This window comes from Pseudomonas sp. MF5691 (assembly GCF_016405645.1).
Classification (GTDB): Bacteria; Pseudomonadota; Gammaproteobacteria; order Pseudomonadales; family Pseudomonadaceae; genus Aquipseudomonas; species Aquipseudomonas shahriarae.
In genome coordinates this window covers 411,893-426,959 of sequence record NZ_JAEKDC010000001.1, presented here as the reverse complement: position 1 = coordinate 426,959, position 15,067 = coordinate 411,893, and the positions used below count along the sequence as shown (strand labels likewise).

Annotated in this window: 13 protein-coding genes; 10 read left to right on the top strand and 3 right to left on the bottom strand. The window is 62.9% G+C overall.

Going from position 1 to position 15,067, the window contains the following annotated elements; genetic code table 11:
• The first annotated feature begins 89 nt into the window (after nt 1-89).
• The 4 genes from JFT44_RS02050 to JFT44_RS02035 all read left to right on the top strand — a co-directional run bounded on the left by JFT44_RS02050 (nt 90) and on the right by JFT44_RS02035 (nt 3,403).
• On the top strand, nt 90-1,064 hold the full coding sequence (locus JFT44_RS02050; RefSeq protein ID WP_057958517.1) for a D-glycerate dehydrogenase: 975 nt from the start codon (nt 90-92) through the stop codon (nt 1,062-1,064).
• 98 nt (nt 1,065-1,162) lie between these two features.
• Nucleotides 1,163-2,065, top strand: coding sequence for a chemotaxis protein CheV (locus JFT44_RS02045; protein WP_057438202.1), 903 nt, complete (start codon nt 1,163-1,165; stop codon nt 2,063-2,065).
• Between the two features lie 3 nt (nt 2,066-2,068).
• A complete protein-coding gene (locus JFT44_RS02040; protein ID WP_198830305.1) occupies nt 2,069-2,551 on the top strand; it encodes an N-acetyltransferase in 483 nt (160 codons plus the stop codon).
• 108 nt (nt 2,552-2,659) lie between these two features.
• Nucleotides 2,660-3,403 (top strand): YkgJ family cysteine cluster protein, encoded by a 744-nt coding sequence (locus JFT44_RS02035; RefSeq protein ID WP_057958515.1) that lies wholly within the window; start codon nt 2,660-2,662, stop codon nt 3,401-3,403.
• A gap of 181 nt (nt 3,404-3,584) precedes the next feature.
• Here the strand turns inward: JFT44_RS02035 and JFT44_RS02030 are convergent, their stop codons facing one another.
• The 3 genes from JFT44_RS02030 to JFT44_RS02020 all read right to left on the bottom strand — a co-directional run bounded on the left by JFT44_RS02030 (nt 3,585) and on the right by JFT44_RS02020 (nt 6,837).
• Nucleotides 3,585-5,159, bottom strand: a complete 1,575-nt coding sequence (locus tag JFT44_RS02030) for a PAS domain-containing methyl-accepting chemotaxis protein (protein WP_057958514.1) — start codon at nt 5,157-5,159, stop codon at nt 3,585-3,587.
• A gap of 97 nt (nt 5,160-5,256) precedes the next feature.
• Complete coding sequence (locus tag JFT44_RS02025) at nt 5,257-6,468, bottom strand: transporter substrate-binding domain-containing protein (RefSeq protein WP_057958513.1); 1,212 nt, start codon at nt 6,466-6,468, stop codon at nt 5,257-5,259.
• 135 nt (nt 6,469-6,603) lie between these two features.
• Nucleotides 6,604-6,837, bottom strand: coding sequence for a hypothetical protein (locus tag JFT44_RS02020; RefSeq protein ID WP_057438192.1), 234 nt, complete (start codon nt 6,835-6,837; stop codon nt 6,604-6,606).
• Nucleotides 6,838-7,052: 215 nt separating this feature from the next.
• Between JFT44_RS02020 and JFT44_RS02015 the strand changes: the two genes are divergently transcribed.
• The 6 genes from JFT44_RS02015 to JFT44_RS01995 all read left to right on the top strand — a co-directional run bounded on the left by JFT44_RS02015 (nt 7,053) and on the right by JFT44_RS01995 (nt 14,987).
• A complete protein-coding gene (locus JFT44_RS02015; RefSeq protein ID WP_057958512.1) occupies nt 7,053-8,219 on the top strand; it encodes an efflux RND transporter periplasmic adaptor subunit in 1,167 nt (388 codons plus the stop codon).
• On the top strand, nt 8,216-9,820 hold the full coding sequence (locus tag JFT44_RS28850) for an efflux RND transporter permease subunit (protein WP_269835593.1): 1,605 nt from the start codon (nt 8,216-8,218) through the stop codon (nt 9,818-9,820). The genes JFT44_RS02015 and JFT44_RS28850 overlap by 4 nt, the downstream gene beginning before the upstream one ends.
• The gene (locus JFT44_RS28845) at nt 9,799-11,310 is read left to right on the top strand and encodes an efflux RND transporter permease subunit (RefSeq protein ID WP_269835592.1); all 1,512 of its coding nucleotides are present in this window, start codon (nt 9,799-9,801) and stop codon (nt 11,308-11,310) included. The genes JFT44_RS28850 and JFT44_RS28845 overlap by 22 nt, the downstream gene beginning before the upstream one ends.
• Nucleotides 11,311-11,319: 9 nt before the next feature.
• The gene (locus tag JFT44_RS02005) at nt 11,320-11,997 is read left to right on the top strand and encodes a heavy metal response regulator transcription factor (RefSeq protein WP_198830304.1); all 678 of its coding nucleotides are present in this window, start codon (nt 11,320-11,322) and stop codon (nt 11,995-11,997) included.
• Entirely contained in the window at nt 11,987-13,351 is a 1,365-nt protein-coding gene (locus JFT44_RS02000) for a heavy metal sensor histidine kinase (protein ID WP_057958509.1), read from the top strand. Before JFT44_RS02005 ends, JFT44_RS02000 begins: the two co-directional genes overlap by 11 nt.
• A 313-nt stretch (nt 13,352-13,664) precedes the next feature.
• On the top strand, nt 13,665-14,987 hold the full coding sequence (locus tag JFT44_RS01995; protein ID WP_057958508.1) for an OprD family porin: 1,323 nt from the start codon (nt 13,665-13,667) through the stop codon (nt 14,985-14,987).
• The last annotated feature ends 80 nt before the right edge of the window (nt 14,988-15,067 follow it).

The window sequence follows — 15,067 nt, the reverse complement described above, 5'->3', positions numbered from 1 at the left end:
GCCCACAGAGGTCTAGCGGTGTCCTGACATTCGCAGCGAGGAATGTTAGCGTGCTTGGCATTCTTCCCTGTCGATGAGCCTCACTTGCGATGAAAAAGACTGTCCTCGCCTTCAGCCGTGTCACCCCCGCGATGATCGAACGCCTGCAACAGGACTTCGAGGTCATCGTCCCCAACCCCAAGCAGGGTGATATCAACGCGCAGTTCACTGAAGCCCTGCCCCACGCCCACGGCCTGATCGGCGTCGGCCGCAAGCTCGGGCGGGCGCAGCTCGAAGGGGCGAGCAAGCTGGAAGTGGTGTCCAGTGTCTCCGTGGGTTACGACAACTACGACGTGGACTACTTCAACGAACGCGGGGTCATGCTCACCAACACCCCCGATGTGCTGACCGAAAGCACCGCCGACCTGGCCTTCGCCCTGCTGATGAGCAGCGCCCGCCGCGTGGCCGAGCTGGACGCCTGGACCAAGGCCGGGCAGTGGAAAGCCAGCGTCGGCGCGCCGTTGTTTGGCTGTGATGTACACGGCAAGACCCTGGGTATCGTCGGCATGGGCAATATCGGCGCGGCCATCGCCCGCCGTGGGCGCCTGGGCTTCAATATGCCGATTATCTACAGCGGCAACAGCCGCAAGACCACGCTGGAACAGGAACTGGGCGCGCAGATGCGCAGCCTGGACCAGTTGCTGGCCGAGGCGGATTTTGTGTGCCTGGTGGTGCCGTTGAGTGAAAAGACCCAGCACCTGATCAGCCATCGCGAGTTGGGCCTGATGAAATCCAGCGCAATCCTGGTGAATATTTCCCGAGGCCCGGTGGTGGACGAGCCGGCACTGATCGAAGCCCTGCAAACCCAGCGCATTCGCGGCGCCGGGCTGGATGTGTATGAGCGCGAGCCCCTGGCCGAGTCGCCGCTGTTCCAACTGAGCAATGCAGTGACCTTGCCGCACATCGGGTCGGCCACCCATGAAACCCGTGAAGCCATGGCCAACCGTGCCCTGGACAACCTGCGCAGCGCCCTGCAGGGCCAGCGCCCGCAGGATCTGGTGAACCCGCAGGTGTGGAAAGGCTGATCGGCATTGTAGGAGCTGGCAAGCCAGCCCCTACAGTTTTTGGCGCGAACGTCGATAACCCGCTATAGATTGTTATCGCTGATCCACAGAAGGTTTTTATGTCCACCACCAAAGCCCGCGCAGATTCACTCTCGCTTCTGCTCTTTACCTTGCGCAGCGGCAAGCTGATGGCCATCAACCTGCTGAAAGTCAGCGAAATCATTCCCTGCCCGCCGCTGACCAAGCTGCCGGAGTCCCACCCGCACGTCAAAGGCATCGCCACCCTGCGTGGCGCGGCCTTGTCGGTGATCGACCTCAGCCGGGCGCTGGGCGAAATGCCCCTGCAAGACCCCGACGGCGGTTGCCTGATCGTCACTGATGTCAGCCGCTCCAAGCAGGGCCTGCATGTGCAGGCGGTGAGCCGGATCGTGCATTGCCTGACCACCGATATCCGTCCGCCGCCCTTTGGTTCCGGCGGTACGCGCTCGTTTATCACCGGCGTGACCCAGGTCGACGGGGTGCTGGTGCAGGTGCTGGACATCGAAAAAGTCATCCACGCCATCGCCCCCGCGCAGATCGAAGTGGCACCGACCGACCTGACCATGGAAGAAGCCGAAGTGCTCGGCCATGCGCGCATCCTGGTGGTGGACGACAGCCAGGTGGCCCTGCAGCAATCGGTGCACACCCTGCGCAACCTCGGCCTGACCTGCCACACCGCTCGCAGTGCCAAAGAGGCCATCGACGTGCTGCTGGAACTGCAAGGCAGCGCCGGGCAGATCAATGTGGTGGTGTCTGACATCGAAATGTCGGAAATGGACGGCTACGCCCTCACCCGCACCCTGCGCGAAACCCCGGATTTCCAGGATTTGTACGTGCTGTTGCACACCTCCCTGGACAGCGCGATGAACAGCGAAAAAGCCCGCCTGGCCGGTGCCGACTCGGTGCTGACCAAGTTTTCGTCACCCGAGCTGACCAAATGCCTGGTGGTCGCGGCCCAGACCGTGGCGCAAAAAGGCCTGTAAACATTGACAGCGTATTACCGACTGCTGCGCCGCGACCTCACCACCAGCCTGCCCGCGCCGCAATGGCCGGCCGGCATCCGCCTGGACCATTACCGCGACGAACTGGCCCCGGCGATTCATGCGGTGTTACGCATGACCCAGGAACAAGGCGGCGGCCATGTCGCCAACCTGGACACCTGGCAGCAGCAGTTCATCAGCAACGCAGAGTTCGACCCCAGGCTGTGCCTGGTGGTCAGCAACGCCGAAGGGATTCTTGGCGTGGCCCAATGCTGGACCAGTGCCTTTATCAAGAATCTCGCCATTCACCCCTGTGCCCAGGGCCAGGGGCTGGGTCGCGCCTTGTTGCTGCACAGCTTCCAGGTGTTCAAGCAACGCGGCGAGCCCTATGTGGACCTCAAGGTGCTGGAGAGCAATCTGCGCGCACGCCAGCTGTATGAAAGTGCGGGCATGGTGTTTGTGCTGCGCGACGTGGTCAGCGACGACTGACCGGCACTGGCGCATAACTTGCTTCCAGAGTCTCTGAACGGCGGATAGAGGTAAAAACCCGTCACCGTCCAAGAGCGCCCTCTGACCTGGCCTGGTAGCAAATCTTCCATGAATACCCATTTTTCCTGCGTTGGTTGCGGCAAATGCTGCACCGACCATCATGTCCCCCTGACACTCGACGAAGCCCGCCAGTGGGCGGCGGACGGCGGCAATGTCATCGTCCTGGTGGAAGGCTTCCTGGGCAATGGCCTGGGCCTGCCGCTGCAACAACGCGAGCATGCCGAACGGCGTTCGGTGGTGGTGCCCAGCGGCACGACCGAGGCGTTTGTGGCCATTACTTTTGCCGCCTACAACGCGGGGCCCTGCCGGAATCTTGACGAAGACAACCGCTGCGGCATCTATGAGCGGCGGCCGCTGGTCTGTCGTATCTACCCGATGGAGATCAACCCGCATATCCCACTGAACCCGGCCGCCAAGGATTGTCCGCCGCACTCCTGGGAACAGGGCCCGGCGCTGATCGTCGGGGGTGAACTGGTGGACCCTGAACTGGCGGAGCTGATCCGCCGCTCACGCCAGGCCGACCGTGACGACGTGCAGACCAAGGAAGCGGTGTGCGCCCTGCTGGGGATTCGCACCACGGCGCTCAAGGGCGATGGTTTTACCGCGTACCTGCCGGATATGGGCGCGTTTGCCCAGGCCATTGAATTGGCGGTGGAACAACCGGCCATGGCCAATGAGTGGGTGTTTCATGTGTCCGGCATGGACATCGCCGAACAGTTGCTGGATGCCGGGGCACAGATCGCCACCGAGGTGCCGGCCAACTATGCGTTTATCTCCTTGCGCGCTGCCTGAGGCGCGTCAAATGGGTTGGGGCTGTACTGTGGCGAGGGAGCTTGCTCCCGTTGGACTGCGTAGCAGTCCCATTTTAGGGCCGCTTCGCGCCCCAACGGGAGCAAGCTCCCTCGCCACAGGTTATTGATTGCCCTGCACCCTCTATGAACTGAAGGGCATCAGGGCTTGCCACAGCCACAACCTAGTGGCGTTTGCCCCAGAACTCTTCTGCCAGCCGCCGCAGATCTTCCGCCAGGGCCGCCACGTCGCCCGAGCTGAGCTGGCTCTGCTGACCGGCAGTGACGGTGGCTTCGCCGGCATTGCGGATGCCGACAATATTGCGATTGATGTCTTCGCTGACCGCGCTCTGTTCTTCCACTGCAGTGGCAATCTGCACACTCATGGCGGTGATCTGGTTGACCCGCTGGCTGATGCCATCCAGGGCCGATGCGGCGCGCTGGGCGTGATCGACGCTGGCTTCGACATGCTGGCTGCTCTGTTCCATGGCCATCACCGCATCCCGGGCGCCGCCCTGCAGGGTGCTGATCATGCGCTGGATTTCATTGGTCGATTGCTGGGTACGTTGTGCCAGGCCGCGCACTTCGTCGGCCACCACCGCAAAACCACGGCCCTGTTCGCCCGCTCGCGCTGCCTCGATGGCCGCGTTGAGGGCCAGCAGGTTGGTCTGCTCGGCAATCGCCCGGATCACCTCCAGCACACCGGAAATATCACCGCTATGGCTTTCCAATTGATGGATCACCGTGGTGGCCCTGGCCAGTTCCTGGGACAGACGCAGCACCGCATCGCGGCTTTCGTCCACTCGCTGATGACCTTCACGGGTCGCGCTGCCGGCCTGGTCGGCGGCTTTCGAAGCTTGCTGGGCATGGTTGGCGACTTGCGCCACGCTGGCCGCCATCTCGTGGATGGCGGTGGCCACCTGGTCGGTCTGGCTCTGCTGGCCCAGGGTGCTGCTGTGGCTGCTGTCCAGTTGCTCGACCAGGGCGGCGGCGTGCCCGGACAAACGCTGCGATGCATCGCCAATCCGGCCGACCACCGCGCCCACCTGGGCTTCAAGCATCTGCATGGCAAATTCGATTTGCCCCAGCTCATCCGCACGCCCGGTATAGATCGCCTGGCTGACGGGATTATCGGCGATCTGCCGCGCCCGCTCGCTCAGTTGCCGCAGGGGGCGCAACAACAGGTTGACGCCTAATATCCCCACCGCGCCCACCGCCGCCAGGCCCAGCACTTGCACCGCCCACGGATAGCTCGCCAAGCCGACCCCTGCCCCCCAGGTCAAGGCGCATGTCGCGCCGGTGACCAGCGACAACTTCAAGGGCATCTCCAGCACCGGCCGCATGCGCCGAGTGCCCGTGCGCAGACGGGCATACACGCGCTCCGCCGCCATCACCCGCCGCGCATCGGGCCGGGTCCGCACGGACTGGTACTCCACCGCCACGCCGTCGCGGGTGACCGGCGAGGCATAGGCACTGACCCAGTAGTGATCGCCGTTCTTGCAGCGATTCTTCACCATGCCCATCCACGAGCGACCGCTTTTGAGGGTCTGCCACATATGGGCAAAGGCCGCCGACGGCATGTCCGGATGGCGCAGCAGATTATGTGGCGCGCCCAGCAGCTCCTCGCGGCTGTAGCCGCTGACGTCGATAAAGTCCTGGTTGGCGTAGGTAATCGAACTGCCGAGGTCGGTGGTCGAGAGAATGTTGGCATCTTGGGCAATGTCCACATTTCGCCCCGTGACCGGGAGATTGATCTTCATGGAAAGCGCGCTCGGGAGTTATTGGGGGAGTCGGCAGGGGCACCGACTCTAAGCGCACCGGTTGAGCAAATACTGATCCAGCTCATGTTCCACGCATTTAGTTGCCCGGCGCCAGCGCCTGCGGCTCGTGGTACTCCTCAATCAGGGCGACACAGTCCAGCGCCACCCGTGCGCTGCGCGGCAACCTGCGCACGGCCAGTACGCTGCGGGCGGGCAAGCGGCTACGGGCGAAGTAGCCCAGGTACACCTCATTGACCAGAGCCAGATCATCCAGGTCGGCCAGCATCAAGGTGCATTTGACCACCCGATCCAACGACGAATGATGACGCTCCAACAGGTCGTGCAGGTTCTTCATCACCTGCTTCATCTGTGCGCCCGTCCCGCCTTTCACCGGATTGCCGCGAATATCCAACCCCGAGATACTGGAGATGTACAACGTGTCGCCGACCCGCACCGCCTCGGAAAAAGGCAGCGTCAGCTCGCTGGGGTAAAAGCGCGGCCCATCGCCCGGTTGCGCCGCTGCAATGTCGAGTTCCTCCCGCAGATACCCTCGCAGAATGCGCTGGTGCTCGCCGCTCTGCTTGAGCTGCTCCAGCGCCCGGTTAAGGTCACTGCGCAATTCACGATCGGACTTGCGCACGCCGATGGCCACGGCAGTGCCCATCTGTTGGCCGGTGACCGGCGGGCCGACGAAATCGAAAGGTTGCCCCTGCTCGGTGTCGAGCAGCTCCTGGCGAATTTCGGCTGTACCTTGCAGAGTCGCGTCAATATCACCGGCCACCAGGCTGCGGATCAACTGGTCATTGAGCCAGAAGCTCTTGATGATCACCCCGGCCGGCGCCCATTGCGCCAGGGCGAACGCTTCGCGATTGCTGCCGGTCAACACCCCCACGCGCTTGCCCTTGAGGGCGCGTACCGTGGGCATCAGCCCGGAATAACGGCGCGCCACCAAGTGCGTGGTCAGGGGGTACAAATCGTCGGTGAAGTCGATCAACTGCCGGCGTTGCGGGGTAGAAGCCATGCCCATGATTGCGTCGAAACGCCGGCTTTCAAGGGCTGCGATGCTATGGGTGAAGACTTGATCGACCCAGGTGCAGCGAACATCGAGTTGCGCGCACAAGGCATTGCCCAGTTCGATGTTCAAGCCGACCAACTGCCCTTGGGCGTTGCGGCTTTCATAGGGAGGAAACAGAGGGGAAATCGCGAAGCGGATCTCGCTGCGCGGCGCCGCGGCGGCCACCGGCCCTATCAGAAAGGCGCCCGACAGTAGCGCCCCAATGGATAAAACAAAGATCTTTGCCCAAGCCATGAAGACATCCCTTTCTTGAAAATCCCACTCCTTCACCCCGTGCTGCCAACCAGGCGCGGCGAAGGGGTATCGAGCAAGCTTTCAAGAAAAGGTCATGGGCCGACAAGGCGAAAAGTCAGCAATGGCTGTAGGCAGTCAGCGCTTGCCCATCGAACGACGGGTGCCGGGCGGCGCCATGCCGGGGGTCTTGGTGTGACCGTTCTTCGCGCCGTTTTTGTACCACGGCTGATTGCTGTCTTTCGCCCCGGCCAGCTCACCCGGCTTGAAGGGGAATTTGAACGCCGGGATCACCGGCTTGGCTTCACTGTCGAGGCTGTCTGGATCAGCGAGTTCGGCGCTTTCAACAGGCGGTTGTGTCGGGGAATTCATGGAAGCTCCGGAGCGTGCAAAAAATGACGCGGGCCCGACTTGCGGGCCACACTGGCGCGCAGTATACCTGCGCGCCCTGGTTCTTTAACCACTGCCCGTACGAATGGTCGACCTTTGCTGACAGCCCTGTCAGTTACCGGTCACTTTGCTGACCGGCTTTACAGGCTATAAAGAGCCTCCACTCCTCCCTTTCCCTGTCCGGACGCCGCGAGACCATGCCCATTCCACGCAAAACCACCGTGATTGTGCTCGCCGTCGTGGCCCTGGCGGTCGTGGCCTGGGTGGCGACCCGGCCGGCCAAGACCAAGCTGTCGGCTTCCAGCGCAATCCCGGTCCGGGTGGTCAGTGTCGCGCAGCAGGATATCCCACGGTTTGTCAGCGGTATCGGCTCGGTACTGTCGCTGCATAGCGTGGTGATCCGCCCGCAGGTCGACGGCATTCTCACCCAGTTGCTGGTCAAGGAGGGGCAACGGGTCAAGGCCGGCGACCTGCTGGCGAGCATTGATGACCGGGCGATCCGCGCCAGCCTTGACCAGGCCAAGGCCCAGTTGGGCGAAAGCCAGGCGCAGTTGCAGGTGGCACAAGTCAATCTCAAGCGCTACAAAGAGCTGAGCATCGACGACGGCGTGTCGAAGCAGACTTACGACCAGCAGCAAGCCCTGGTCAACCAGCTCAAGGCCACGGCCCTGGGTAACCAGGCGGCAATTGATGCGGCCCAGGTTCAGCTTTCCTACACACAGATTCGCTCCCCCGTCAGCGGGCGGGTGGGGATTCGCAATGTGGATGAAGGCAACTTCCTACGTACCAGCGATGCCCAGGGCCTGTTCTCGGTGACGCAGATCGACCCGATCGCCGTGGAATTTTCCCTGCCGCAACAGATGCTGCCGACCCTGCAGGGCCTGATCGCCGCGCAACACCCGGCCAGTGTCGATGCGTTCCTCGGCGCCGACACCGACAGCCCGGCCGCCATCCTGCTCGGCAAAGGCCGCCTGAGCCTGATTGATAACCAGATCAGCGCCACCACCGGCACCATCCGCGCCAAGGCCGAATTCAGCAATGCCACGCAAACACTGTGGCCGGGGCAACTGGTCACGGTGAAGATCCAGACCGCCCTCGACAAGGCGGCCCTGGTGGTGCCGCCGACCGTGGTCCAGCGCGGCCTGGACTCGCACTTCGTGTACCGCGTCAATGGCGACAAGGTGGACGTGGTGCCGGTGCACGTGACCTACCAGAACAGCGACCTGACAATTGTCACCGGTGTGCAGGCCGGTGATGTGCTGGTCAGCGACGGCCAGTCGCGCCTCAAGGCCGGTGCCCAGGTGGAGGTGCTCAAGGAGCCGCCGCAGGTGATCCAGACCGCCCAAGCGCAGGCCCGGCCATGAAGGGCCGTGGTTCAGTATCGGCCTGGTGCGTCGACCATCCGGTCGCCACCCTGCTGCTGACCTTTGCCCTGGTGCTGCTGGGCTTGATCGCCTTTCCGCGCCTGCCCGTCGCGCCATTGCCGGAGGCGGAGTTCCCGACGATCCAGGTCACCGCCCAACTGCCCGGCGCCAGCCCCGACACCATGGCCTCGTCGGTGGCCACGCCCCTGGAAGTGCAATTCAGTGCCATCCCCGGCATGACCCAGATGACCTCTAGCAGCGCCCTGGGCTCCAGCCTGTTGACCCTGCAATTCACCCTCGACAAGAGCATCGACACCGCCGCCCAGGAAGTGCAGGCGGCGATCAACACGGCGGCCGGAAAGTTGCCCAGCGATATGCCCAACCTGCCGACCTGGCGCAAGGTCAACCCGGCGGACAGCCCGGTGCTGATCCTCAGTATCAGCTCCAACAATATGCCCGGCACCGAACTGAGCGACTACGTGGAAACCCTGCTGGCCCGGCAGATCAGCCAGATCGACGGCGTCGGCCAGATCAGCATCACCGGCCAGCAACGCCCGGCAATCCGGGTACAGGCCTCGCCGGACAAACTCGCCGCCATCGGCCTGACCCTGGCCGATATCCGCCTGGTGCTGCAGCAGTCGAGCCTGAACCTGGCCAAGGGCGCGCTGTATGGGCGCGACAGCGTATCGACGCTGTCGACCAACGATCAGCTGTTTCATCCTGAGGAATACGGCGAGCTGATTGTTTCCTACAAGGACGGCGCGCCGGTGCAGTTACGCGACGTGGCACGGGTGATCAACGGTTCGGAAAACGCCTACGTGCAGGCCTGGTCCGGTGATACGCCGGGGGTCAACCTGGTGATTTTCCGCCAGCCGGGGGCCAATATCGTCGACACCGTGGACCGCATTCAGGCCGAGCTGCCGCGCTTGCAGGCGATGCTGCCGGCGTCGGTGGAAGTCAGCTCGCTGTCGGATCGCACCAAGACCATTCGTGCCTCGCTGCATGAAGTGGAAATCACCCTGTTGATCGCGGTGTTGCTGGTGGTGGCGGTGATGGCGCTGTTCCTGCGCCAGTGGTCGGCAACCCTGATTGTCTCCAGTGTGCTGGGGGTGTCGCTGGTGGCCACTTTTGCCCTGATGTATGTGATGGGCTTCAGTTTGAACAACCTGACCCTGGTGGCCATCGTGATTGCCGTGGGTTTTGTGGTGGACGATGCGATTGTGGTGGTGGAGAACATCCACCGTCACCTTGAGGCGGGCCTGGACAAGCGCGAAGCGGCGATCAAGGGCGCCGGCGAGATCGGTTTTACCGTGGTGTCGATCAGCTTTTCGCTGGTGGCCGCGTTTATCCCGTTGCTGTTCATGGGCGGCGTGGTCGGGCGCCTGTTCAAGGAATTTGCCCTGACCGCGACCTCGACCATCCTGATTTCGGTGGTGGTGTCCCTGACCCTGGCGCCGATGCTGGCCGGGCAGTTTATGCGCGCCCCCGCCCACCTCCCCACGACAAACCGGGCTTTGGCGAACGCCTGCTGGCCGGTTACGCGAGGAACCTGCGCCGGGCCCTGGCCCATCCGCGCACGATGCTCGGCATCTTCACTGTGACCCTGGGCCTGGCCGTGGCCGGCTACGTGTTTATCCCCAAGGGCTTTTTCCCGGTACAAGACACCGGTTTTATTCTTGGCACCAGCGAGGCGGCGGCCGATGTGTCCTACCCGGACATGGTGGCCAAGCACCAGGCCCTGGCCGAAATCATCAAGGCCGACCCGGCGGTGGAAAACTTCTCCCACTCGGTGGGTGTGACCGGCAGTAACCAGACCATCGCCAACGGCCGCTTCTGGATTGCCCTGAAGGATCGCGGTGATCGCGATGTGTCGGCCAGCCAGTTTATCGACCGGATCCGCGCCAAACTGGCCCGGGTACCGGGGATCGTGCTGTACCTGCGCGCCGGCCAGGACATCAACCTCAGCTCCGGGCCCAGCCGCAGCCAGTACCAGTACGTGCTCAAGAGCAACGACGGCGCGACCCTGAACACCTGGACCCAGCGCCTGACCGAAAAACTGCGCACCAACCCGGCCTTCCGCGATCTGTCCAACGACCTGCAACTGGGCGGCAGCATCACCCACATCAGCATCGACCGCCAGGCCGCCGCGCGATTCGGCCTGACCGCCACCGATGTCGACCAGGCGCTGTACGATGCGTTCGGCCAGCGCCAGGTCAATGAATTCCAGACCGAGACCAACCAGTACCAGGTGGTGCTGGAACTGGACAGCCAGCAACGGGGCAAGGCCGAGAGCCTGAACTACTTCTACCTGCGCTCGCCCCTCAGCGGCGAAATGGTGCCATTGTCGGCGCTGGCCAAGGTCGACCCGCCGACGGTCGGGCCGTTATCCATCAGCCACAACGGCATGTTCCCGGCGGCCAACCTGTCGTTCAACCTCGCGCCGGGCGTGGCCCTGGGCGACGCCGTGATCATGCTCGACCAGGCCAAGAACGAGATCGGCATGCCGAGCACCCTCATTGGCAATTTCCAGGGTGCGGCCCAGGCGTTCCAGAGTTCATTGGCCAGCCAGCCGTGGCTGATCCTCGCGGCGCTGGTGGCGGTCTATATCATCCTCGGCGTGCTGTATGAGAGCTTCGTGCATCCGCTGACCATCATCTCGACCCTGCCCTCGGCCGGCCTGGGTGCGTTGATCATGCTGTGGCTGCTGGGCCAGGACTTTTCCATCATGGCCTTGATCGGCCTGGTGCTGTTGATCGGCATCGTCAAGAAAAACGGCATCCTGATGATCGACTTTGCCCTCGAAGCGCAACGGGTTCGTGGGCTGGCACCGGCGGATGCGATTTATGAAGCCTGTGTCACGCGTTTTCGACCGATCATCATGACCACCCTCGCCGCGCTGCTGGGCGCAGTCCCGCTGATGCTCGGCGCAGGCCCCGGCGCGGAGCTGCGCCAGCCCCTGGGCATCGCGGTGGTCGGCGGGTTGCTGGTGAGCCAGGCGCTGACGCTGTTCACCACGCCGGTCATATACTTGTACCTTGAGAAGCTGTTCCACAGACCCACTCCGGCCCTCGGGCTGGCGACCACACATTGAGGCGGGGTCATGCGTGTCCTGATTATTGAAGACGAAGAGAAAACCGCCGACTACCTGCATCGCGGGCTGACGGAACAAGGCTACACGGTGGACGTCGCCCGCGACGGCATCGAGGGCCTGCACCTGGCCCTGGAAAGCGACTATGCAGTAATCGTGCTCGATGTGATGCTGCCCGGCCTCGACGGGTTTGGCGTGCTGCGCGCACTGCGGGCGCGTAAACAAACCCCGGTGATCATGCTGACTGCCCGCGAGCGCGTGGAAGACCGCATTCGCGGCCTGCGCGAAGGCGCCGACGATTACCTGGGCAAGCCGTTTTCCTTTCTCGAACTGGTCGCCCGCCTGCAAGCCCTGACCCGCCGTAGCGGCGGGCATGAACCGGTGCAGGTGACCGTTGCCGACCTGTGGATCGACCTGATCAGCCGCAAGGCCAGCCGCGCCGGCCTGCGCCTGGACCTGACGGCCAAGGAGTTCTCGCTGCTCAGCGTCCTGGCGCGGCGCCAGGGCGAGATCCTGTCCAAGACGGCGATTGCGGAAATGGTCTGGGACATCAATTTCGACAGCGACGTCAATGTGGTCGAAGTGGCGATCAAGCGCCTGCGGGCCAAGCTCGACGGGCCCTTCGAGCACAAGCTGCTGCACACCATCCGTGGCATGGGCTATGTACTGGAGAACCGCAGTGTCGAGTAACTCGATTGCCCTGCGCCTGAGCGGCATGTTCACCCTGGTCGCGCTGGTGATTTTCCTGCTGATCGGCGGCGCGCTCTACCAGCAGGTGGACCGTGGCCTGGGCCTGTTGCCGGAGGCCGAACTGGATGCGCGCTACAGTGTGCTGGAGTCGTCGATCACACGTTTCGGCACGCCGGATCACTGGGTGAAAATGACCAACAAACTCAAGCTGCTGGGCGAAGAGGATGCACGCATACGCTTCTGGGTAGTGAGCAGCGACCCGGCCTATGAGTACGGCAACCCGGACGCGCACCTTCGCGAGTTCGCCGCCGGCCCCACGGGCAAGCGTGATTTATACCTGCCGGGGCATGCGTATCCGTTCAAGGTGCTGGTCAGCCAGTTCCCGGCCAAGGACCTGCGCCCGCCGCTGCGCTTTATGATCGCCATCGACACCGCCAACTTCCGCGCCACCCAGCACCATTTGCTGATGGCGTTGATCAGCCTGGCGTTTATCGGCGTGGTGCTGGCTTCGCTGCTGGGCTTCTGGGTCGCGCGCATCGGCCTCAAGCCGCTGATCAGGCTCTCGGACGAAGCGCAAAAACTGGCCCCGCCGAAACTGTCCGGGCGCTTGCAATTGTCGCCGCTGCCCCCGGAACTCAAGCAATTCGCCAATGCCTTCAACTCCACCCTGGAGCGGGTGGAAACCGCCTACTCGCGCCTGGAGTCGTTCAACGCCGACGTGGCCCACGAACTGCGCTCGCCACTGACCAACCTGATCGGCCAGACCCAGGTGGCGCTGACACGTGGCCGCTCGGCCGAGCATTACTTTGAAGTGCTGCAATCGAACCTGGAGGAGTTGGAGCGCCTGCGTTCGATCATCAATGACATGCTGTTCCTGGCCAGCGCCGACCAGGGCAGCAAAGCCACCAAGCTGGTTGAAAGCTCCCTGGCCGATGAGGTGGCGACCACCCTCGACTATCTGGACTTTATCCTTGAAGACGCCCAGGTGCAGGTCACGGTGGTCGGCGATGCCCAGGTGAGGATCGAAAAGGCCCATTTGCGCCGGGCCCTGATCAACCTGCTGAACAACGCCGTGCAGCACACCTCGCCGGGGCAAGTGATCGAGGTGCGGATTGAAACGCACGAGCAGCAGGTGCTGATTGGCGTGACCAACCCTGGAGAACGGATCGCCAGCGAGCATTTGCCACGGTTGTTCGAGCGTTTCTACCGCGTCGACGCCTCGCGCAGCAACAGCGGGGCCAATCATGGGTTGGGGTTGGCCATCGTCAAGGCGATTGCCTTGATGCATGGCGGGGAGGTGTTTGTGCGCAGTGAACACGGTGGCAACACCTTTGGTATCACCCTGCCGATCTGAATTTCAAAATCACTCCGACATAAGCCCATTCCCATAGAGGGTCTTCATCGTCTCGACTGTTGCGATTTGGGCAACAGTCATTATCTTGTTACACTCTGTACCGTACCGCTCGCCTGCGCCAATATGTCGCATCGACGAGCGAGACGGCAAAGACAGCCGACCCGCCCTGCCATTTCCCTCGACTTATTTCCAGGGCTCTACACTGGGAATCTGTCTTAAAGCCGCTGACTTCAGCGGCTTTTTTTTGCCGTAAAAAAGGCCAGGAACACCCCACAACATTGGCCGTTCAGACTGACCCAAAGGAGCTCCCCCGGTGAAAACCGCGCTGACATTCACCCCGTTATTCCTCGCGATTGCAGCAACTATCTCCCCTATCGCCCATGCCGCAGACACCCCTCCCACCGACGGATTCGTCGAAGGCTCCAGCCTCAATATCAACACCCGCAACTACTACATGAATCGTGACCGCCGCGACATTCACACCGACGACAGCAAAGAGTGGGGCCAAGGCTTCCTCGGGGTCTTCGAGTCCGGTTACACCCAGGGCACCGTGGGTTTCGGCCTGGATGTGCATGGCATGCTCGGCCTGAAACTGGACGGCGGCGGCGGTACGGACGGCTCCAGCATCCTGCCGTACGGCAGCGGCAACGGCAAAGCGCCGGGCTCGTTTTCCACCGGTGGCGGCACCTTGAAAATCCGCGCTCTGGATACCGAATTCAAAGCCGGCGATCTGTTCCTCAACAACCCGGTAATTGCCGGCGGCATGACCCGCATGCTGCCCGAGACCTTCCGTGGCGTCAGCCTGACCAACCACAGCCTCGACGGCTGGATGTTCGAAGGCGGCCAGGCCAGCTTTGCCAAGCTCTACAACCAGAGCGGCCACGGGCGCATCGGCACCAGCTATGGCGCGCTGCCCAAGGGCCAGGACAGCCAGCATATGAACTGGGCAGGCGTGGCCTGGAGCGGTCTGCCAGGGCTGACCAGCAACCTGTACGCCTCCGAACTCAAGGACGTGTGGAACCAGTACTACTACGACCTGGACTACACCTACGCGGTCAATGACCTGGTCAGCCTCAACCCGGGCCTGCACTTCTACCATACCCAGGACACCGGCAATGCCTTGCTGGGGGATATCGACAACAACACCTACAGCCTGCATTTCACTGTGGGCGTGGGCAATCACAGCGTCATGGCCGCCTACCAGCGGGTCAACGGCAACACGCCGTTCGACTATATCGCCCAGGGCGACAGCGTGTACCTGGACAACTCCCAGCAATACTCGGACTTCAACGGCCCCAACGAGCGCTCGTGGAAGCTCAAGTACGCCTATGACTTCGCCGGGCTCGGCGTCCCTGGCCTGACGTCAGCGGTGTCGTACATCAGCGGCAAGACCGACCTGACCAAAGTCGACCCCAACAGCCGCGGCTACTCGGCCTGGTACAGCGCCGACGGCAAGAACGCCAAGCACTGGGAACGGGATATCGACCTCAAGTACGTGGTGCAGGGCGGCAAGGCCAAGGACCTGGCGGTGCGCCTGCAATGGGCGACCAACCGGGGCAGCAATGGCTACTCGGCGGTGGACCGCGATGTGGATGAGTACCGGGTGATCGTCGACTACCCGATCAATGTGTTCTGACGGCCAATTATCTTTTTTGCCGATGAGCTAATTTCAGGCGCGCGGAACTAAACTGCCCTCATCGTCACCGCCGAAGTCCG